This is a genomic window from Kitasatospora terrestris (genome assembly GCF_039542905.1).
Lineage (GTDB): Bacteria > Actinomycetota > Actinomycetes > Streptomycetales > Streptomycetaceae > Kitasatospora > Kitasatospora terrestris.
The window spans coordinates 1671062-1691254 of the sequence record NZ_BAABIS010000001.1 but is presented as its reverse complement, the minus strand read 5'-3'; the positions used below and the strand labels follow the sequence as shown (position 1 = coordinate 1691254).

Here is a 20193-nt window from a genome sequence, read left to right as displayed (position 1 = left end):
ACGGCGTACGGTCTCGATGCCCTCAGGGCCGTACGCCTCCCGGTCTCCTCGCCGGCCTGTCCGGGGCCGGCGGGGGAGGACGCCTGGTCGGGGAGACCTCAGGCGTCGGTCTTGGCGAGCTGCGGCGCGGCCTGCTCGGCGGCGACGGGCTCGACGGGCTTGATCCGGCGGATGGCGAACGGCACCAGCGCGGCGACCAGGCACATCACGGCGGCGACCCAGAAGGCGTGCTCGTACGCGTCCAGGGTGGGCAGCTGCACCGGGATCGGGAGCTTCATGGTGTCGCCGGTGAGGATGGCGCCCATCACGGCGGTGCCGATCGCGCCGCCGACGGTGCGCAGCACGGCGTTCATGCCGTTGGCGATGCCGCTCTGCTCGGCCGGGACGGCGCCGTTGATGTAGGCCGGCATGGCGGCGTAGGCGAGGCCCACGCCGAGGCCGAAGACGGCCGAGGAGAGGTAGATGTCGATCTCGTGGCCGTGGCGCACCGCGAGGTAGACCATGGCGGCGGAGCCGAGCAGGCCGCCGAGGACCAGCGGCAGGCGGGGGCCGCGGCGGGCGATCAGCAGGGCGCCGACCGGGGCGGCGACCATCGAGCCGAGGGCGGAGGGCAGCAGCATGATGCCGGCGTGCAGCACGGTGGCGGTGAAGCCGTAGTGGGCCAGCTTCTCCGGGGTCTGGGCGAAGTTGCTGATCAGCAGGAAGGAGCCGTACATCCCGAAGCCGATGAGCAGGCCGGAGATGTTGGTGAAGGCGACCGCCGGGCGGGAGAGCATCTTCATGTCGACCAGCGGGTGCTTGACCTTGACCTCGATGAGGATCCAGATCAGGGCGACCACGGCGGCGACGGCGAACAGGCCGAGGGTCTTGGTGGAGGTCCAGCCCCAGTGGTTGCCCTGGCTGACGGCGATCAGCAGGGCGGAGAGCCAGCCGGCCAGGGTGATCGCGCCGAGCGGGTCGGCGCCGCCGTTCTTGTCGACGACCGGGTCCTTGGGGACGCGCAGGGCGACCAGGCCGACCGCGATCAGGCCGAAGGCCAGGCCCATCCAGAAGATCGACTTGTAGCTCCAGTGCTCCAGCAGCAGGCCGGTGGCGACCAGGCCGAGGCCGGAACCGACGCCCATCGAGGCGCTGATGGCGGCGACGCCGCCGGTGACCTTCTCGCGGGGCATCTCGTCGCGGACGATGCTGATCGCGAGCGGCAGCACACCGCCGCCGGCTCCCTGCAGGACGCGGGCGACCACGAGCCAGGTGAAGGAGTGGGTGGAGACGGCGAGCGCCGAACCGGCGACCAGGCCGGCCAGCGAGACCAGCAGCATCGGCTTGCGGCCGCGCAGGTCGCCGAAGCGGCCGAGCAGCGGGGTGAGCACGGCGGCGGAGAGCAGGTTCGCCGTCATCAGCCAGGTGATGCTGGAGCCGGAGACGTCCAGCTCCTTGGCGAGCGAGGGCAGGATCGGCACGACCGCGGTCTGCACCACGGTGAAGGCCAGCATGGCCACGATCAGCGCGGGCAGCACGCGGGCGCTGGTCGGCGCGGCGGCCGTGACGGTGGGCTGTGATGCCTCGCTCACGGTGACTTCCTCATTCTTCAGGCAGGCGATAGTGAATCAGCTGAAGTAACCATGCAGGGAGATACTTCAGTCTGTCAAATATCGCCGGGTGAAGCTTTGGCAAAGCGGAGGCCCCGGTCCGCGGGGAGCGGACCGGGGCCGGTGGCGGCGGGGATCAGGCCGGGCGCAGCGGCTCCGGCCGGACCGCGGCCGCGGCCACCGCGTCGGGGTGGCCGTTGTGCAGCGGCGCCGGGTGCGACAGCGGGACGGTGCCCGCCGGCGCGGGGTGCGCCTGGGTGGGCTGCTGGATGCCGAGCTGCTGCGCGGCGTGCTGCTGGACGCCGTTCGCCGGCTGCGGGGCCGCGTGCTGCCGGGTGCCGGCGGCACGGCCGGAGGGATCGGCGGCGGGCTCGGCCGTCGAGTCGTGCACCTCGACCTGCTCGCGGCGCAGCTCCTCGTGGACCACCTCCTCCTCGGTGTACCGCTCCACCACCAGGCGCACCCGCTCGATCGGGGCCAGGTACTTGCGCACCACCGGCCGCTCCTCGCGCAGGGTCACCTCCTCCATCGCCTCGGCGATCTCCTGGTCGGTGAGCGACTCCCGCTCCTGCTCGGTGACCGGGACGCGCTCCACCCGCACCCGCTCGCGCACCACCGGCACCCGGCGCTCGACCGGCTCGCTGGTCACGTACTTGCGCAGCCGGGCGGTGCCCAGCTCGTGCCACTCGGTGGTGATCTCCAGCCGCTCCTCGCGGCAGGTGATCTCGATCGGGGCGGCGGGCGCGTCGCCGGTGTCCGCCGTCCGGGCGTGGGCCTGGTGCTGCGCCTGGGCCTGCGCCTGCGCCTGGGCCTGCGGGGGCTTGTGCTCGGCCGGCGCGGCGTAGGCCGGCGGCGGGGCGAGGGTGCGGTTCACGGCGGGCCGGGCGTGCCGCGCGTGCTGGTCGCCGGCCGCCCGGGCCGCCGCCGCGGCGGAGACCGGGGCGGTGGTGCCGAAGTCCCGGTCGACGGGCTTGTCCATGGACTTGTCGGCGGGCCGCTCCGCGGCGAGGGAGCCGTTGGCCGCGGTCGGCGGCACGGGCCGGCCGTTGCCGGTGTCCAGCCCGTAGTAGCGGTACAGCTCGAGCTCCTGGGCGGGGGAGAGGTGCTGCCCCACGCCGAAGTCCGGGGATTCCTTGATCAGCGACTTGTCGTACGGGACGCGCAGCTCGTCCCCGGAGAATTCGCTGGTGGTCAGCGGGACGAAGGCGTCCCGGCCGAAGATCCCGGTGCGCACGGCGGCCCATTCCGGTTCGCCGGTCGCGTCGTCCAGGTACACCTCGTCGACCGTGCCGATCTTGTCACCGTTCCGGTCGACCGCCTTGTGTCCGATCAGGTCGCGCGGATCGATATCGGTCTGCACGCTGTCCTCCAGTCCTGCTGCTCCTTGAGGATCCGTCAAAGGGGGTGGTCGGAGGAGCTGGCCGACCACCACTTCACACGAAACGGCATGTATCGGACAGCGGCGAGCGGGGCGCAGCCGTCCGGGGCAGATCACAGGGCCGGACCGGTGATCGGGAACGTTCGCGCTGGTACCCTGGGCGGCGACCGCCGAGCCCGCTCGGGAGAGTCCCCGGCCCCCGCGAGAGCGGGTGTCACGGGGCGCCGAAGGAGCAACTCCTCCCCGGAATCTCTCAGGCATCCGTACCGAACGGGATCAGGTCACTCTGGAAAGCAGGGCAGGACCGTCGGCACAGGAGCCGGCGGCACCACCCTCACCGACGGTGCAAGTCGACGGGACGCCTCACGGCGCCGGCACGGCGAAGCTCTCAGGTACCGATGACAGAGGGGGAGGCCTGACGGGTTCGTCTGCTTTTCCGGCTCCCACGGCGTCCGGACCGGCATGCGTACCCCCGCCGGTCCGTGACCAGGAGGCCCCGACCCCCATGAACGCCAAGCCTTCCCTCACCGAGCTCGAGCAGGCCAGTCCCTTCCAGGGCCGCCACATCGGCCCCGACGCCGCCGCGCAGGACAAGATGCTGGCCCAGGTCGGCTACGGCTCCCTGGACGAGCTGTCCGACGCCGCCGTCCCCGCCGCCATCCGCAGCCTCACCGCGCTGGGCCTGCCGGCCGGCCGCTCCGAGGCCCAGGTGCTCGCCGAGCTGCGCGAGCTGGCCGGCCGCAACTCCGTGCTGACCTCCATGATCGGCCTGGGGTACTACGGCACCTTCACCCCGCCGGTGATCCTGCGCAACGTGCTGGAGAACCCGGCCTGGTACACCGCGTACACGCCGTACCAGCCGGAGATCTCGCAGGGCCGCCTGGAGGCGCTGCTCAACTTCCAGACCCTGGTCGCCGACCTGACCGGCCTGGACACCTCCGGCTCCTCGCTGCTGGACGAGGGCACCGCGGCCGCCGAGGCGATGGCGCTGGCCCGCCGCGTCACCAAGGTCAAGGGCGGCGTCTTCCTGGTCGACGCCGACTCGCTGCCGCAGACCATCGCGGTGATCGAGACCCGCGCCGAGCCGACCGGTGTCGAGGTGGTCGTCGCCGACCTGTCGAACGGCATCCCGGCGGAGGTCGCCGAGCGCGGCGTCTTCGGCGTGCTGGTGCAGTACCCGGGCGCCTCCGGTGCGGTCCGCGACCTCAAGCCGCTGATCGACCGGGCCCACGAGCTGGGCGCGGTCGTCGCGGTCGCCGCCGACCTGCTGGCCCTGACCCTGCTGAAGTCCCCGGGCGAGCTGGGGGCCGACATCGCCTGCGGCACCTCGCAGCGCTTCGGCGTCCCGATGGGCTTCGGCGGCCCGCACGCCGGCTACCTCGCGGTCCGCGCCGCGTACGCCCGCAACCTGCCCGGCCGCCTGGTCGGCGTCTCGGTCGACGCGGACGGCCACCGCGCCTACCGCCTGGCCCTGCAGACCCGCGAGCAGCACATCCGCCGCGAGAAGGCCACCTCCAACATCTGCACCGCCCAGGTGCTGCTGGCCGTGATGGCCTCCATGTACGCCGTCTACCACGGCCCGGACGGCCTGGCGGACATCGCCCGCCGCACCCACCGCTACGCCGCGGCGCTCGCCGCCGGCCTGCGCGCGGGCGGCGTGGAGCTGGCGCACGAGTCGTTCTTCGACACCGTCACCGCGCGCGTCCCGGGCCGGGCCGCCGCCGTGGTCGCCGGCGCGCTCGCCGAGGGCGTCAACCTCTTCCAGGTCGACGAGGACACCGTCTCGGTCTCCTGCGACGAGACCACCACCCGCGAGCACCTGGCCTCGGTCTTCGCCGCCTTCGGCGTGACCGCCGAGATCGCCGAGGACGCGGAGGCCCTGCCGGAGGCGCTGCTGCGCTCCGACGAGTACCTGACCCACCCGGTCTTCCACAGTCACCGCTCCGAGACCGCCATGCTGCGCTACCTGCGCCGCCTGTCGGACCGCGACTACGCGCTGGACCGCGGCATGATCCCGCTGGGCTCCTGCACCATGAAGCTCAACGCGACCACCGAGATGGAGCCGGTGACCTGGCCGGAGTTCGGCCAGCTGCACCCCTTCGCCCCGGTCGACCAGGCGGCGGGCTACCTCACCCTGATCCGCGAGCTGGAGCAGCAGCTGGTCGAGGTGACCGGCTACGACGCGGTCTCCATCCAGCCGAACGCCGGCTCCCAGGGCGAGCTGGCCGGCCTGCTGGCCGTCCGCGCCTACCACCTGGCCAACGGCGACACCCAGCGCGACGTCTGCCTGATCCCGTCCTCCGCGCACGGCACCAACGCGGCCTCCGCCGCGATGGCCGGCATGCGGGTCGTCGTGGTGAAGACCCTGGTCGACGGCGACGTGGACGTCGAGGACCTGAAGGCCAAGATCGAGCAGCACCGCGACCAGCTCTCGGTCCTGATGGTCACCTACCCGTCCACCCACGGCGTGTACGAGACCGAGATCACCGAGATCTGCGCCATGGTGCACGAGGCCGGCGGCCAGGTGTACGTCGACGGCGCCAACCTGAACGCCCTGGTCGGCCTGGCCAAGCCGGGCAAGTTCGGCGCGGACGTCTCGCACCTGAACCTGCACAAGACCTTCTGCATCCCGCACGGCGGCGGCGGCCCGGGCGTCGGCCCGGTCGCGGTCCGCGCGCACCTCGCGCCGTACCTGCCCAACCACCCGCTGCAGGCGGAGGCCGGCCCGGCCACCGGTGTCGGCCCGATCTCGGCCGCCCCGTGGGGCTCGGCCGCCATCCTGCCGATCTCCTGGGCGTACGTGCGCCTGATGGGCGGCGAGGGCCTCAAGCGCGCCACCCAGGTCGCGGTGCTGAACGCCAACTACATCGCCAAGCGCCTGGCCCCGCACTTCCCGGTGCTCTACACCGGCCCCGGCGGCCTGGTCGCGCACGAGTGCATCATCGACCTGCGCCCGCTCACCAAGGAGACGGGCGTGACGGTGGACGACATCGCCAAGCGCCTGATCGACTACGGCTTCCACGCGCCGACCATGTCGTTCCCGGTGGCCGGCACGCTGATGATCGAGCCGACCGAGTCCGAGGACCTGCACGAGATCGACCGCTTCTGCGACACCATGATCGCGATCCGCGCGGAGATCGAGAAGGTCGGCACGGGCGCCTGGCCGAAGGACGACAACCCGCTGGCCAACGCCCCGCACACGGCGGCGACGCTGGCCGGTGAGTGGGAGCACGCCTACTCGCGCCACGAGGCGGTCTTCCCGGCCGGCGTGAACCCGGCGGACAAGTACTGGCCGCCGGTGCGCCGCATCGACGGCGCGTACGGCGACCGCAACCTGGTCTGCTCGTGCCCGCCGCTGGACGAGTACGACGCCTGAGGGTGAAACCGGAGGGGTGCGGGGCCGACGGCCCCGCACCCCTCCGGTGTTCCCTACGCCAGGGCGAGCGGTCGTCGAGGCGCGATGACGCTGCCGTCGGGCAGCAGCTCGCCGGTGTCCTCGAAGATCAGGACGCCGTTGCAGAGCAGGCTCCACCCCTGGTCGGGGTGGGAGGCGGCCACGGCGGCCGCCTCACGGTCGGGGGACTCCGCCGAAGGACACTCGGGTCGGTGCTGGCACATCGTCGTACCTCGCTCGGTTCGCCGTCCGGTTCGGGTGTGAACCGGCTCCACGGTGGGTAGGACAGTGCCCCCTCCGCCGCTGGTTCCCAGTGTCGGCATACCGAGGCCCGAGCGCAGCCATTTGGTGACATGCGCCACAGATGAGGGCCCGAGATCACCCGGCCGGATGGCTACTCGTCGAAGTCGCGCACAGCTGGGCCATGCCGCCCTGGCCCGGCCGGGTCATGCCCGGATGGCCCGAACCGGTGGGCTCCAGCCGGGCGAGCAGCTCGGCCGCCGGATAGACCTGGTGCGCGGTCACCCCGAGCGGCGCCGGGGCGAGCGGGATCAGCAGGTCCTCGCCCGGCGTGCTGCCGTGCAGCCACAGGGCGGTCGCATAGTGCCCGGGCATCGACAGCAGCCGTGGCTGCAGGCGGGTGTGCCCGCCCTGGACCAGCTGCCAGGCCTGGCGAAGCGCCCGCACCGTGGAGTCCAGGTAGGGGCCGGCGGTGAAGTGCGAGAAGGCGTGCCCCTCGGCGGTCTCCACCACCTCGGCCGCGGCCAGCACCTCGCCCGGCCCGTCCGGCCCCAGCCCGTCGCGCCCCAGCGACTCGCGCACCGGCCCGTCCGCCGCCGGATCGGCGGCCTTGGCGGTGTGCCGCACCAGGAACCGCCACCCGGTGCGGCGCGCGCCGGCCAGCCGGCCGTCCGGGCCGTCCAGCACGTACACCGCCAGTGGGTGGGCCGGCAGCAGCGGGCCGGGGCCGTGGCGCAGGACGGCGGCGGCCGGTTGGCGCAGCGCGTCCTGGGAGCCGAGCGCGGCGTGGACCGCGCGCAGCGCGCTGGGCGGTGGCTGAAGCATGTGCAAGGTCATGTGGAGTCGCCTCTCCGTGCGAGATCGGCGTGCGAGTGCGGCATACCGGCGGGGCGTCGGTGTGAAGGGGACCTGGGCCGTGTCCGGTTGGGCGTGATCGCCGGGCGGGGCGCGGGCGGGCCGTCCGAGGGTTGGAGAACGGCTGGAGTCCGGCCGGAGCGCAGTGCGAATTCTACTCGAACAGGTGCGCAGGGTGACCTTCTTATCACGTTCGGTGGTGTCCGGCAAGTCGATCTCTCGCTGAAAGATCGTCAGAAAGCTTGCACCGCTACTGCGTTCGGGCGGTCTGGCTAGGGATCTTCGCGGTGGGCATGATGACTTGCACGTCCGACCGAGGGGGAGGAGCACATCCGTGGGCGAGAAGGTCGTCGCGACCCGGGCGGAGCTGTCCGACCGGCAGCTCTACCGCCGCAAGCTGCAGCTGTGCCTGGACGTGCTGGAGCGGATGCTGCGCGAGGAACGGTTCGACCGCCCGAAGGCGATGATCGGACTGGAGATCGAGCTCAACCTCGCCGATGAGCAGGGTATGCCCGTGCTCGGCAACGCGCAGGTGCTGGGCTCGATCGCCTCGTCGGACTTCCAGACCGAACTGGGCCAGTTCAACATCGAGGTCAACATCGCGCCGCGCCGGCTCGGCGGGCACGTCCTGGAGGAGCTGCGGGAGGAGATCGACACCTGCCTGCGCTACGCCGACCGCAAGGCCGCCGAGGTCGGCGCGCGGATCGTCATGGTGGGCATCCTGCCGACCCTGGACCTGGACCACACCGGGATCGACGCGATGAGCCGCAACGACCGGTACACCCTGCTCAGCGACCAGATCCTGGCCGCCCGCGGGGAGGACATCGCGCTCGACATCCAGGGCGTGGAGCACCTGGCGGTGGAGTCGGTGTCGATGGTCGCCGAGGCCGCCGCGACCTCCCTGCAACTGCACCTGCAGGTCACCCCCGAGCGCTTCGCCTCGGTGTGGAACGCCGCCCAGGCGATCTGCGGCGTGCAGCTGGCGCTCGGCGCCAACGCACCCTTCCTGTTCGGGCGGGAGCTCTGGCGCGAAACGCGCCCCGTGCTCTTCCAGCAAGCCTGTGACACCCGTTCGGCGGAGCTCAAGGCGCAGGGCGTGCGCCCCATCACCTGGTTCGGGGAGCGCTGGGTCGACTCCGCGCACGATCTGTTCGCGGAGAACCTCAAGTACTTCCCGGCGCTGCTGCCGATCTGCGACGACGAGGACCCGGCGAAGGTCTACGCCTCCGGCGGCGTCCCGCGGCTCGGCGAGATGCGGCTGCACAACGGCACCATCTACCGGTGGAACCGCCCGGTGTACGACGTCGCCGACGGCGTCCCGCACCTGCGGGTGGAGAACCGCTGCCTGCCGGCCGGCCCGACGGTCGCCGACACCCTCGCCAACGCCGCCTTCTACTACGGGCTGGTCCGGGTGCTGGCCGAGCAGCCCCGGCCGATCTGGACCAGGCTGCCCTTCGAGAAGGCCGACGAGAACTTCCAGGCCGGCGCCCGGTACGGCATCGACGCCGTCCAGTACTGGCCGCGCGGCGGGCGGGGCGGGCGCGGCCAGCTCACCCCGGTCGCCGCCACCGAGCTGGTGCTGCACGACCTGCTGCCGCTCGCCCACCAGGGCCTGGACGAGTGGGGCGTGGAGCCCGCCGACCGCGACCGCTACCTCGGCATCATCGAGCAGCGCTGCCTGCGCCGCACCAACGGCGCCGCCTGGCAGGCCGCCACCGTGCACCGGTTGCGGGAGAACTACGGGATGGACCCGCAGGCCGCGATCGCCGCGATGACCCGCCGCTACGCCGAGTACATGCGCACCGGGGAGCCGGTGCACACCTGGCCGGTGGGGTGAGCCCCGCGCCCCGGGGCGCTGTGGTTGGATGATCGTTCCGGCGGCCGGGCACCCGGCCGCCGGCCGACCCAGCGTGCCGGAGGCCCCAGGTGACGACCGCTTCGACCGAGGCCTCCGCCCGCCCGCTGACCCGTCGGCTGCTGGGCGCCGAACTGCTGATCGTCCTCGGACTGTCGCTCGGCGCCAGCGGCGTCGCCGCGCTGATCAGCTTCGCCGGATCGCTCACCGAACCGCTCGCCCTCGGCAAGCAGGTCGCCAGCCTCAACGCCTCCCGGGCCCCCGGCCGGCCCTGGCTGGACCTCGCCTGGCAGCTGTACTACATCGGCCGCGGCCTGATGCCGGTGGTGCTGGTCGGCTACCTGCTGATCCGCGAGGGCAGCTCGCTCAGGAACGCACTCGGCTTCGACCTGACCCGCAAGCTCTCCGACCTCGGCCGCGGCGCGCTGGTCGCCGCCGGGATCGGCGGCTCCGGGCTGCTGCTCTACCTGGCCGCGCAGGCCGGCGGCGCCAACCTGACCGTCGCCCCCTCCGGCCTGCCCGAGGTGTGGTGGCGGATCCCGGTGCTGCTGCTCTCCGCCTGGCAGAACGCGGTGCTGGAGGAGGTGGTGGTCCTCGGCTACCTGCTGCGGCGGCTCCAGCAGCTCGGCTGGGGCTGGCCCGCCGCGCTGATCGCCAGCTCGGTGCTGCGCGGCTCGTACCACCTGTACCAGGGCGTCGGCGGGCTGGTCGGCAACATGGTGATGGGCGCGGTCTTCTGCCTGCTCTACCGGCGCTGGGGGCGGGTGATGCCGCTGGTCGCCGCGCACGGGCTGATCGACACCGTCGCCTTCGTCGGGTACGCGCTGCTGGCCGGCCACGTCAGCTGGCTGCCCACGCCCTGAGCAGCGCGTACCGGGGGTGTGGCGCTACGGCGTGCTGTGCAGCGTGCCGTCCAGCACGGTGACCGCGTGGCCGGAGAGCAGGACGCGGTCGCCGAGCAGCCGGCACGCCACCAGGCCGCCGCGGACCGACGCCTGGTAGCCGGTCAGCTCGGTGCGGCCCAGGCGCTCCGCCCAGAACGGGGCGAGCGCGGTGTGCGAGCTGCCGGTCACCGGATCCTCCGGGATGCCGACCGACGGGGCGAAGTTGCGCGACACGAAGTCGTAGCCGCCGCCCGCCGGGTCGTCCGCCCGGGCGGTGACCACCACGCCCCGCAGCGGCAGCAGCGCGAGCGCGCCCAGGTCCGGGGCGAGCGCCCGCACCGCGTGCTCGCTCGCCAGCACCACCAGCAGCTCGCCGAGCCCGGGGACCGCGTACGCCTCGGTGACCGGCCGGCCCAGCGCCTCGGCCAGGCCCGCCGGCGGCTGTGCCGCGACCGCGCCGTTGGCCGGGAAGTCCAGGGTGATCGAACCGTCCGGCTCGGTCCGGGCCCGCAGTTCGCCGCTCCGGGTGGCGAACCGCACCTGCCCGTCCGTCCCGTCGAGCAGGCCGTCGCCGCGCAGCGCGTGCACCGTGGCCAGGGTGGCGTGGCCGCACAGGTCCACCTCCTCGGTGGGGGTGAACCAGCGCAGCGCCCACGCGCCCGGCCCGCCGGTCGGGCGGGCGAAGGCGGTCTCCGGCAGGTTCATCTCCGCCGCGACCCGGCGCAGCCAGCGCTCCTGCGGCCACTCGGGCCCGTCCAGCAGGCAGACGGCGGCCGGGTTGCCGGCGAACGGGCGGTCGGTGAAAGCGTCGATGATCCGGAGGCGCATGCCTCGAATCTAACGCCAGGGCCGGCCGGGCCGTCAGCCCACCCGGCGCAAGCGGCCCGCGGCGGGCGGACGGCCCAGCAGCCGGTCGACGTGCCACCTGAGCAACCCCTGCCCCGGGTCGACCGGCAGCAGCAGCCGGTCGCGGCGCAGCAGCGAGTTGCGCACCAGCCGCGGCGGGATGCAGTCGTCCACCCAGGCGAACGGCCGCCCGGCGGCGTACCGCAGGATCGGCGCCCACTTGCGGGCCGAGAACAGCTCCATCAGCGGCACCCGCGGATCGCCGGGCTGCGGCACGTACCCGGTGAAGCGGACCACCGGCAGCTGCGGCAGGCCGAGCAGCGGGGCGACGTGCGCGTTCGCCTGCTCCTCCCAGGTGGTCGCCCACACCAGCTCGTAGCCGTCGGCGAGTTCGCGCAGCCAGTCGCCGTGCCGGCCGGAGAGCAGGACGGTGTAGCCGAGCAGGCTGTGGCTGTCGAAGTCGGCATCCGGATGCGGACAGACCGGGTTCAGCACTCCGTCGATGTCGAGGAACAGCAGTGGTTTGGGCATGCGGTCTCCCCCGGAAGACGACCTTGTCATCTGGTCCGACGATTCTGCGGCGGAGACGGTTGCCCCCTGTCACCCGGAAGTGACGGATTCCGCTTCCGGTACGGGGGCCGGTGCGACGGGGGACTCCGTGGGCTCCGGGGCCTGGGGGACGGCACGGGTCAGGCGCCGCACCTCGGGCGCCGCCAGCACCGCCGCCGAGAGGGCGAGGATCACCGCGGTGCACGCCCACAGCGCGCCGGTCAGACCGAGCGCGTCGGCCGCCGGGCCGGCCAGCGCGGTGCCCAGCGGCAGCAGCGCGAACGACCCCAGCGAGTCGTACGCGGAGATCCGCGACACCAGCTCGGACGGGATCTCCTGGTGCAGGGTCACCATCCAGCCCACCGAGAAGACCGTCACCCCCACGCCCGACAGGAACATCGCGGCGACGATCACCGGGACCGGCGCGGTCAGCGCCAGCGCGACCGCCGGCAGCGCGAACAGGAACACCCCGTTGTTGCCCGCCAGCAGCAGCCGGCGCGGCTGCCAGCGGGTCATCAGCACCCCGCCCGCCAGCATGCCGACGCTCAGCGCCGCCATCGCCAGACCCCAGTCCCCGGCGCCGCCGAGCCGCTGCTCGGCCACCACCGGGCCGTACACCGCCTCGTACGCGAGCACGCACGCGTTCACCAGGCCGAACTGCACCACCACGGCCCACAGCCAGCGGCGGGAGCGGAACTCGTGCCAGCCGACCCGCAGTTCGTGCACCATGCCGTGCTCGGCCGACGGCCGGTCGGCGGGCTCCACCCGCAGCAGGACGCGCAGCGCCGCGGCCACCGCGAAGCAGCCCGCGTCCAGCGCCAGCACCCAGCCCGGACCGACCAGGCCCACCAGCGCGCCGCCCAGCGCCGCGCCGCCGATCTGCGCGGCGTTCACCGCCATCTTGAACACCGAGAACGCCTTGCCCGCGTGCTCGGACGCCACCGACTGCAGGATCAGGCCCTCGGCCGCCGGAGCGTAGAACGCCTGCCCGGCGCCACCCGCCGCGGACAGCACCATCAGCGGCCACAGCGCGTCCTGACCGCTCAGCACCAGGGCCGCCAGGCCCGCCTGCGACAGCGCGTTGAACGCGTTCGCGCCCACCATCACCCGGTGGCGCGGCAACCGGTCCGCGAGCGCCCCGCCGAGCAGCAGGAACAGCACCAGCGGCACGCTGCGCGCCGCCGTCACGTACCCGACCTCGGCCGCGCCGCCGCCCTGCCCCAGCACCGCGAACGCCGTAGCGATCGGCGCGGCGGCGTTGCCCAGCCCGCTCACCACCGTCGCGGCCGTCTGGATCCGGTAGTTCCGACCCGCCCAGGGAAAACGCTGCGTACGCTGCTCGCTCACCGCGCGACTATGCGCCGCCCCCGCGCCGCCTGTCGACCCATTTACCCCACGCCGACCGGCCGGGCGCCGCCGCGGAACACCTGGCGGGCGTGCCACGCCCGGTGCCGCGGCGCGACGGTCGGCGCGCCCGGCCGCGGCCCGCTCAGCGGGCGGCCGGACAGCGCCAGCACCTGCTGCTCGCTCGCCGGACGGCGGCCGACGAAGTGCCGGGACACCTGGATCCGGTGGTCCTCGCCGAGGCCCAGCACCCCCTTGTCGAACAGCTTGTGGTGCAGCGCGCACAGGCACAGGCCGTTGTCGACCTCGTCCGGCCCCGCGAACGACCACCAGCGGACGTGGGCGGCCTCCAGCCCGACCGGGACGGTGCCGAGCATCCCGTCGTACCCGCAGAACGCGCACTGGAACTCGTAGGCGGCCAGCACCTCCTCGCGCATCCGCTGGTCCCGCCGCCGGGCCGCGGTGGCCGCCGCGGCGGCGGTCAGCTCGGCGCGCTCGATGTCCAGGCCGACCGCCGCGCAGAGGTCGGCGTGCAACGACGGTGGGAAGTTGGCGTCCAGCAGCACCCGGACCAGGCGGCCCAGCAGCGACGGCTCCCGGACCAGCGCCGCCCGCAGCTCCGGGACGAGCCGGCCGGTGGCGTTGCCCTCGCGCAGCGCGAGGACGCCGCTGCCGGGGCTGCCCGGTCCGCGGTCGGTGCGCACCTCCCAGACGCCGTCACCGGTGAGGTGGTGGAACGGGTAGCCGGGGGAGGAGCGGCGCGGCGGCCCGTACTCGTCGAGCAGGCGCCGCAGGTCCTGCTCGACGGCGCTGTAGCGCAGGTCGTCGTCGGCGTCGCGCTGGAAACGGGCCAGCGCGTAGAGCAGCAGCAGCGGTTTGTGCGGCGCCCGCTCGTCGTTCTTCGTCCACTGCCGGAGCTTCGCCACCCGGTCGACCCAGTCCATGCCGGCAGCCTAGGGGCGGAGCGGTCGGCCGGATCAGGCCGGTGCCGTGGTCGTGCGACAGCGGCGCCGTCAGCCGAGGTGGGCCCAGAGGAAGGCGAGGGTGCGGCGCCAGGCGGTGTCGGCCTGGAGGGGGTCGTAGGTGGAGGGCTGCTTCTCGTCGTTCATGAAGGCGTGGCCGGCGGGGTAGAAGTGGATCTCGGGCCGGCGGTCGGTGGCCTCGCCGATGCGGATGGCGGCCTCGTCGACGGTGGCGGCGGGCAGCGAGGCGTCGTCCTCGCCGAAGTGGCCGAGGACGTGGGCGGTCAGGCCGCGGTAGTCGAAGTCGGGGTCGTCGGGCAGGCCGTAGAAGGGGACGACCGCGGCGATCCGGTCGCCCTGCTGGGCGGCCAGGCGCAGGGCGAGGCCGCCGCCCATGCAGAACCCGGTGGCGCCGATCGCGTCGCCGACGGTCTGCGGGTGGTCGAGGAGGAAGTCGACGGCCCCGGCGAGGTCGCGGGCGGCCCGCTCGGCGGGCAGCTCGGCCTTGAGCTTGCTCGCCTCGGCCGGGTCGTGGGTGGTGGTGCCGCCGTACAGGTCGGGGGCGAGGGCGACGAAGCCCTCGGCGGCGAGGCGGTCGGTGAGGTCGGCGATGTGGCGGGTGAGGCCCCACCACTCCTGGACGACCAGGACGCCCGGTCCGAGGCCCTTGGGCGGCAGGGCGAGGTAGCCGTGCGCGGTCTGCCCGTTGCTGGGGAAGGTGACGTTCTGGCGGCGGGTGCCCATGGCCTCTCCGTCGGCTCGTCGGGGTCGGGCGGTGGCGGCCCGGTCAAGGCGATGCTAGAGGGTGACGGGCCGTCAGCCCATCTCTTCCAGGGCGCGACCCTTGGTCTCCCTGATGCAGAACGCCACAAAGGGGATGGACAGGAGCGCGAAGCCCGCGTAGATCGCGTAGGTGGCGGAGAGGTTCCAGTCCGAGAGGTTGGGGAAGCTGACGGTGATCGCCCAGTTGGCGATCCACTGGGCGGAGGCGGCGACGGACAGGGCGAGCGCCCGGATGTGGTTGGGGAACATCTCGCCGAGCAGCACCCAGACCACCACGCCCCAGGAGAAGGCGAAGCAGAAGACGAAGACGTGCGCGGCGACCAGCGCGACGGTGGCGTGGGCGTCGTCGAGGGTGGCGGCGTCGCCGGTGCCCTGCCGGAAGGAGAAGGCCCAGGCGGCGACGCCGAGGGCGGCCGCCATGCCGGCCGAGCCGGCCAGGGCGAGCGGCTTGCGGCCGATCCGGTCGACCAGGGCCATCGCGACCACGGTGCCGATCACGTTGATGATCGAGGTGGAGAGGCTGATCAGCAGCGAGTTGGACTCGTCGATGCCGACCGACTGCCACAGGAAGGACGAGTAGTAGAAGATCACGTTGATGCCGACGAACTGCTGGAACACCGAGGCGCCGATGCCCACCCAGACGATCGGCAGCAGCCCGAAGCGGCCGCCGAAGAGGTCCTTCGCGCGCGGCTTGTGCGAGGTGTCGAGGACGGCGCGGATCTCGGCGACCCGGGCGTCCAGGTCGACGTCGGGGCCCTCGACCTCGGCCAGCACCTCGCGGGCCTGCGCGTCCCGGCCGTCGGCGATCAGGTAGCGCGGCGACTCCGGGATGGCGAGCGCCATCAGGCCGTACACCAGGGCCGGGACGGCCTCCACGCCGAGCATCCACTGCCAGGCCTGGACGCCGCCCAGGTGGTTGGTGGACTCGCCGCCGGCCGCCTGGTTGAGCGCCCAGTTGGCCAGCTGCGAGACGGTGATGCCGAGCACGATGGCCAGCTGCTGGAAGGAGGCGAGCCGGCCCCGGTACGCGGTCGGGGCGACCTCGGCGATGTAGGTGGGGGCGATCACCGAGGCGATGCCGATCGCGACGCCGCCGACCACCCGCCAGAAGCCGAGCACCTCGATGTTGGGCGGGAACATCGAGCCGACGCCGCTGATCGCGAACAGCACCGCGGCCAGCAGCATGGTCCGCACCCGGCCGAGGTGGTCGGCGAGCCGGCCGGCGATCACCGCGCCGGCCGCCGAGCCGAGCAGCGCGATGGCGACCACGAACGCGGTCTCGCCGTTGCCGACCCCGAAGTGCTTCTGGATGCCGGTCACCGCGCCGTTGATCACCGCGCTGTCGTAGCCGAAGAGGAAGCCGCCCATCGCGGCGGCCGCCGAGATGAAGACGACGTGGCCGAGGTGCTCCTGCGCGGCCGGCGCGGCGGCGGGGGACGGTGAGGAGGACAGCGGGTGCTCCCGGGAGGACGGCGGCCCACCTGCGCGGCCGGGCGGACGGAGATCACCTCACATTCCATCAGCAGACCGGACGGACCGGGGCGATCCGCCACGCCGGTCCGGCGATTCGTCAGTCGATCGGACAACCCGCCGTCCGGGCCGCGTCCGGCCATGAACGCGTGCCACTCGGCCCCGGAGCCGCGGTCCAGCCGCGGACGAGCGCCGGTCAGCCCGCCAGGTAGTCGGGCAGCGGGACGGCGGTGTGCGGGGAGGCCTGCGGCGCGCCGTACGCGGGGGCGACCGGGACGACGCCGGCCCAGTACGGCAGGTCCAGGTCGTCCTCGTCGTCGTTGACGCCGCCGGTACGGGACTTGGCGGACACCTCGTCCAGTTCCAGCCGGATCACCCGGGTCGCCGCGCGCTCCTTGGCGTTGGCGGGGCGGGTGTCGCCGGAGCGGCCCCGCACGGCCTGGTCGACCAGGGCGTTCAGCGCGAGCGTCAGCTCGTCCGGGTCGGTGACCTGGTAGGCGGTGCCGTGCGCCACCACCGAGCGGTAGTTGACGGAGTGGTGGAAGGCGGACTTGGCCAGCACCAGGCCGTCCAGGTGGGTGACCGTGACGCAGACCGGCAGGCCCTCGTCGCGGGCGGCGCCGCGCATCGGGCGGCTGCCGGTGGAGCCGTGCAGGTAGAGCGCCTCGCCGACCCGGGCGTAGATGGTGGGCAGGACGACCGGCGCGCCGTCGGCGACGAACCCGAGGTGGCAGAGGTAGCCGGCGTCGAGAATGGCGTTGACCGCGTCCTTGTCCCAGCTGGCGCGCTCCTTGGAGCGGGTGGGCGTGGTGCGGTCGTTGCGGGTGTAGGCGGCGGTCGACATGGCATCCCCCTCTGCACTAGTGCATAATTATCTTTGTGCTAGGAGAATATCGGATCACTGGTCGGCGCGCCAACGAGATCGCCGCCGACATCGAACGCGCGGTCGGTACCGGCGAGCTGGAACCCGGCACCGCGCTGCCACCGCTCCGCGACCTGGCGACCGAGCTGGGCGTCAACCCCAACACCGTCGCCGCCGCCTACCGGCTGCTGCGTGAACGCGGCGTGATCGAGACCGCGGGCCGCCGCGGCAGCCGGATCCGGCCCCGGCCCGCCACCACCCCGCGCGACGAGGTCCGCGTCCCCGTCCCGCCCGGCGCCCGCGACCTCTCCCAGGGCAACCCCGACCCGGCCCTGCTGCCCCCGCTCGGCCCCGCCCTGGCCGTCGCCGCGGCCGGCGAGACCGTGCTCTACGGCCACCCCGCCGCCGACCCCGAGCTGCTCGCCCTGGCCCGCGCCGCATTCCGCGCCGACGGCGTCCCCGACGGCGCGCTCGCGGTCTGCTCCGGCGCCCTCGACACCATGGGCCGGGTGCTCTCCGTCTCGCTGCGCCCCGGCGACCTGGTCGCCGTCGAGGACCCCGGCTGGGGCAGCGTCCTCGACCTGCTGCCCGCCCTCGGCCTGCGCACCGCCCCCGTCGGCGTCGACGACCAGGGCCCGCTGCCCGGCGCCGTCGCCGCCGCGCTGGAGGCCGGCGCCCGCGCCCTGATCGTCACCAGCCGGGCCCAGAACCCGACCGGTGCCGCGCTCACCCCGCACCGGGCCGCCGCGCTGCGCGCCGTCCTCGCCGCCCACCCGGACACCCTGCTGATCGACGACGACCACGGCCACGGCATGGTCGACCAGCCCTTCCAGCCGCTGGCCGCCGGCCCCGACGGCACCGCCACCGTCCGGCGCTGGGTGCTGGTCCGCTCCTTCGCCAAGGCCTACGGCCCCGACGTACGGGTCGCGGTCGCGATCGGCGACGAGGAGACCGTCGGGCGGGTGCTCGGCCGCCAGCGGCTGGACGCCGGCTGGGTCAGCCACCTGCTCCAGCGCGCCGTCGTGCAGCTCTGGAAGTCCGGCGCCGCGCCGGTCGCCGAGGTCGCCGCCGCCTACCGGGCCCGCCGGGACGCCCTGCTCGCCGCACTCGCCGCCCGCGGCGTGACCGCGCACGGCGAGAGCGGCCTGAACGTCTGGCTCCCGGTCGCCGACGAGACCGCCGCCACCGCCGCCCTGGTCCAGCGCGGCTGGGTCGCCGCCCCCGGCGCCCGCTTCCGCCTCCAGTCACCCCCCGGCATCCGCCTCTCGATCGCCGCCCTCCACCCCGACGAGGCCCCCGCCCTCGCCGCCGACGTCGCCGCCGCCCTCACCTCGCACGGGGGTGCCTCCCGCCTGGTCTGAGCGGTCCGGTCGAACTCTGCGTCACCGCGAACGGACCTCGACTACCAAGGGTGTTGGGGGGCTCCCACCGGCTGACGCGCTGCGCCGACGGGGCCACTCTGGAGGGGAGGGGGGCCGTTCCGAAGCACTCGGGGACTCGCCATGAACAACCCGAACCCTCCCGACTGGACCCTCGCCGAGGAGCGGCCGGCGCAGCCGCCCGAGCGGAAGAAGCGCCGGGTCTTCTGGTGGGTCTTCCTGGCGATCCAGCTCCTCTTCCTCGCCTGGGCCGTGGCGGGCTGCGCGTCCTCCGCGGGCAACCCGACCGACTGCGGGTCGCTCGACCCCGCCACGTGCAACGACGCGGAGAGCATCGGCACGACGATCGGCGTCGGCCTCGTCATCGGCCTCTGGGTGGCCGTGGACATCATCGTCGGCGCCACGTACGCGGTCTACCGGTTCACCCGGCGCGAGCGCTGATCGAACTCGGCGGTAACACAGGGAGAAGGGTGGTGACGCTGCGAATTGCCCGTGTGAGATACCTAGCGGTAACAACCGTGCGCATGTCACATTCTTCGCGCCACCGGCCGGCGGCCCCACCCTCACCAGTGCCTCGCGTGCCCACACGCGCGGGGCCGTTCGCAGGAGTTCCGCCGTGCCCAAGAGCCGACGCACAACACCGAGAACACTCGCCCTGCTCGCCGCAGCGGCGCTCACCCTGCCCGCGTACGCCCTCGCCACTCCCGCCGTCGCCGCCTCCGGGAGCGGGACGACCGCGACGGTCGCGATGGGGGACAGCTACATCTCCGGCGAGGCCGGGCGCTGGAAGGGCAACAGCGACACCACCAGCGGCAGCCGGGACGGCACCGACCGCGCCTGGACGGGCAGCGGCTACGACGGCAGCAGGGTCTACGGGGCCACGTTCGCGAGCGGGTGCGACCGCTCGGACGTGTCCGAGGTCCGCAGCGCGCCGACCGTCAACCAGGCGCAGATCAACCTGGCCTGCTCCGGCGCCACCTCGGCGAACGTCTTCCGCGCCGCCGCCGGCGGCCAGTCGTTCAAGGGCGAGGCCCCGCAGGCGGACCAGCTCGCCTCGGTCGCCGCGAACTACGACGTCAAGCTGATCACCCTCTCGATCGGCGGCAACGACCTGGGCTTCTCCGACGTGATCTCCACCTGCGTGCAGGACTACATGGTCTGGTGGTCGTACTGCAACGACGACCAGCAGGCCGCGGTGGACGGCAGGATGGCCGGGGCGATGGCCGGGGTCGGCAAGTCGATCGACGAGATCCGCGCGGTGATGGCGAACGCCGGTTACGCGTCGGGCAGTTACCGCATCGTGCTGCAGTCCTACCCGTCGCCCGTCCCGCGCACCGCGGAGAACCGCTACCCGGAGAGCGGCTGGTCGCGCACCAACACCGGCGGCTGCCCGTTCTGGAACCAGGACGCCGACTGGGCGCGCGACTCGCTCGTCCCGCAGATCTCCGACGCGCTGGCCGGTGTCGCCGCCGCGAAGGGCGTGCAGTTCCTCGACCTGCGCGACATGCTGCAGGGCCGCGAGGTCTGCTCCAAGGCCACCCGCCTGGCGACCCCGACCACCGCGCCGTCGGCGACCACCAGCGAGTGGGCCCGCTTCCTGGACCTCGGCACCACCGTCCAGGGAGCCACGCAGGAGTCGTTCCACCCGAACTACTACGGCCAGCTGGCGCTCGGCCGCTGCCTGACCCTGATGAACGCCAAGTCCTCGGGCAACTGGGCCTGCCGCAACACCGCCGGGCAGGACGCCACCGGGATGTACCTGACCGCCAAGTAGCGCACGGCGCACGGCGCTCCCGCCCCGAC

17 protein-coding genes and 1 riboswitch are annotated in these 20193 nt (G+C 73.5%); of the genes, 6 read left to right on the top strand and 11 right to left on the bottom strand.

The window, feature by feature from the left end; all coding sequences use genetic code 11:
* Positions 1 to 98: 98 nt before the first annotated feature.
* Both ABEB06_RS07880 and ABEB06_RS07875 read right to left on the bottom strand, forming a co-directional pair.
* The gene (locus ABEB06_RS07880; RefSeq protein ID WP_345696087.1) at positions 99 to 1571 is read right to left on the bottom strand and encodes an MFS transporter; all 1473 of its coding nucleotides are present in this window, start codon (positions 1569 to 1571) and stop codon (positions 99 to 101) included.
* A 154-nt stretch (positions 1572 to 1725) separates the two neighbouring features.
* Complete coding sequence (locus tag ABEB06_RS07875) at positions 1726 to 2949, bottom strand: PRC and DUF2382 domain-containing protein (protein WP_345696086.1); 1224 nt, start codon at positions 2947 to 2949, stop codon at positions 1726 to 1728.
* Positions 2950 to 3138: 189 nt separating this feature from the next.
* Positions 3139 to 3246: riboswitch (glycine riboswitch) on the top strand.
* 226 nt (positions 3247 to 3472) lie between these two features.
* On the opposite strand from ABEB06_RS07875, the gene gcvP reads away from it, so the two are divergent.
* Positions 3473 to 6343: an aminomethyl-transferring glycine dehydrogenase gene (gene gcvP / locus ABEB06_RS07870; protein WP_345696085.1), complete on the top strand. Its 2871-nt coding sequence runs from the start codon at positions 3473 to 3475 to the stop codon at positions 6341 to 6343.
* Positions 6344 to 6396: 53 nt separating this feature from the next.
* Here the strand turns inward: gcvP and ABEB06_RS07865 are convergent, their stop codons facing one another.
* Positions 6397 to 6585, bottom strand: a complete 189-nt coding sequence (locus tag ABEB06_RS07865) for a DUF5999 family protein (protein ID WP_345696084.1) — start codon at positions 6583 to 6585, stop codon at positions 6397 to 6399.
* A 154-nt stretch (positions 6586 to 6739) separates the two neighbouring features.
* Entirely contained in the window at positions 6740 to 7426 is a 687-nt protein-coding gene (locus tag ABEB06_RS07860; protein WP_345696083.1) for a hypothetical protein, read from the bottom strand.
* A 364-nt stretch (positions 7427 to 7790) separates the two neighbouring features.
* On the opposite strand from ABEB06_RS07860, the gene ABEB06_RS07855 reads away from it, so the two are divergent.
* A complete protein-coding gene (locus ABEB06_RS07855; RefSeq protein ID WP_345696082.1) occupies positions 7791 to 9293 on the top strand; it encodes a glutamate-cysteine ligase family protein in 1503 nt (500 codons plus the stop codon).
* Positions 9294 to 9382: 89 nt separating this feature from the next.
* A complete protein-coding gene (locus tag ABEB06_RS07850; RefSeq protein WP_345696081.1) occupies positions 9383 to 10174 on the top strand; it encodes a CPBP family intramembrane glutamic endopeptidase in 792 nt (263 codons plus the stop codon).
* A 24-nt stretch (positions 10175 to 10198) separates the two neighbouring features.
* Here the strand turns inward: ABEB06_RS07850 and ABEB06_RS07845 are convergent, their stop codons facing one another.
* The 7 genes from ABEB06_RS07845 to ABEB06_RS07815 form a co-directional block, all read right to left on the bottom strand.
* Positions 10199 to 11023 carry a PhzF family phenazine biosynthesis protein gene (locus ABEB06_RS07845; protein WP_345696080.1) on the bottom strand — a complete coding sequence of 275 codons (825 nt, stop codon included), beginning with the start codon at positions 11021 to 11023 and terminating at the stop codon, positions 10199 to 10201.
* A 33-nt stretch (positions 11024 to 11056) separates the two neighbouring features.
* Complete coding sequence (locus ABEB06_RS07840; protein WP_345696079.1) at positions 11057 to 11572, bottom strand: HAD domain-containing protein; 516 nt, start codon at positions 11570 to 11572, stop codon at positions 11057 to 11059.
* Positions 11573 to 11641: 69 nt separating this feature from the next.
* Positions 11642 to 12937: an MFS transporter gene (locus tag ABEB06_RS07835; RefSeq protein ID WP_345696078.1), complete on the bottom strand. Its 1296-nt coding sequence runs from the start codon at positions 12935 to 12937 to the stop codon at positions 11642 to 11644.
* A gap of 41 nt (positions 12938 to 12978) precedes the next feature.
* On the bottom strand, positions 12979 to 13878 hold the full coding sequence (locus ABEB06_RS07830) for a phosphorothioated DNA-binding restriction endonuclease (protein WP_345696077.1): 900 nt from the start codon (positions 13876 to 13878) through the stop codon (positions 12979 to 12981).
* Between the two features lie 69 nt (positions 13879 to 13947).
* Complete coding sequence (locus ABEB06_RS07825) at positions 13948 to 14640, bottom strand: dienelactone hydrolase family protein (protein ID WP_345696076.1); 693 nt, start codon at positions 14638 to 14640, stop codon at positions 13948 to 13950.
* A gap of 72 nt (positions 14641 to 14712) precedes the next feature.
* The gene (locus tag ABEB06_RS07820; RefSeq protein WP_345701763.1) at positions 14713 to 16131 is read right to left on the bottom strand and encodes a sugar porter family MFS transporter; all 1419 of its coding nucleotides are present in this window, start codon (positions 16129 to 16131) and stop codon (positions 14713 to 14715) included.
* 214 nt (positions 16132 to 16345) lie between these two features.
* Positions 16346 to 16993 carry a pyridoxamine 5'-phosphate oxidase family protein gene (locus ABEB06_RS07815; protein ID WP_345696075.1) on the bottom strand — a complete coding sequence of 216 codons (648 nt, stop codon included), beginning with the start codon at positions 16991 to 16993 and terminating at the stop codon, positions 16346 to 16348.
* 35 nt (positions 16994 to 17028) lie between these two features.
* Between ABEB06_RS07815 and ABEB06_RS07810 the strand changes: the two genes are divergently transcribed.
* The 3 genes from ABEB06_RS07810 (at position 17029) to ABEB06_RS07800 (ending at position 20164) form a co-directional block, all read left to right on the top strand.
* Entirely contained in the window at positions 17029 to 18372 is a 1344-nt protein-coding gene (locus tag ABEB06_RS07810) for an aminotransferase class I/II-fold pyridoxal phosphate-dependent enzyme (protein WP_345696074.1), read from the top strand.
* Positions 18373 to 18513: 141 nt separating this feature from the next.
* Positions 18514 to 18831: a hypothetical protein gene (locus tag ABEB06_RS07805; protein ID WP_345696073.1), complete on the top strand. Its 318-nt coding sequence runs from the start codon at positions 18514 to 18516 to the stop codon at positions 18829 to 18831.
* Positions 18832 to 19006: 175 nt separating this feature from the next.
* Positions 19007 to 20164 carry a GDSL-type esterase/lipase family protein gene (locus ABEB06_RS07800; RefSeq protein ID WP_345696072.1) on the top strand — a complete coding sequence of 386 codons (1158 nt, stop codon included), beginning with the start codon at positions 19007 to 19009 and terminating at the stop codon, positions 20162 to 20164.
* Positions 20165 to 20193: the final 29 nt, after the last annotated feature.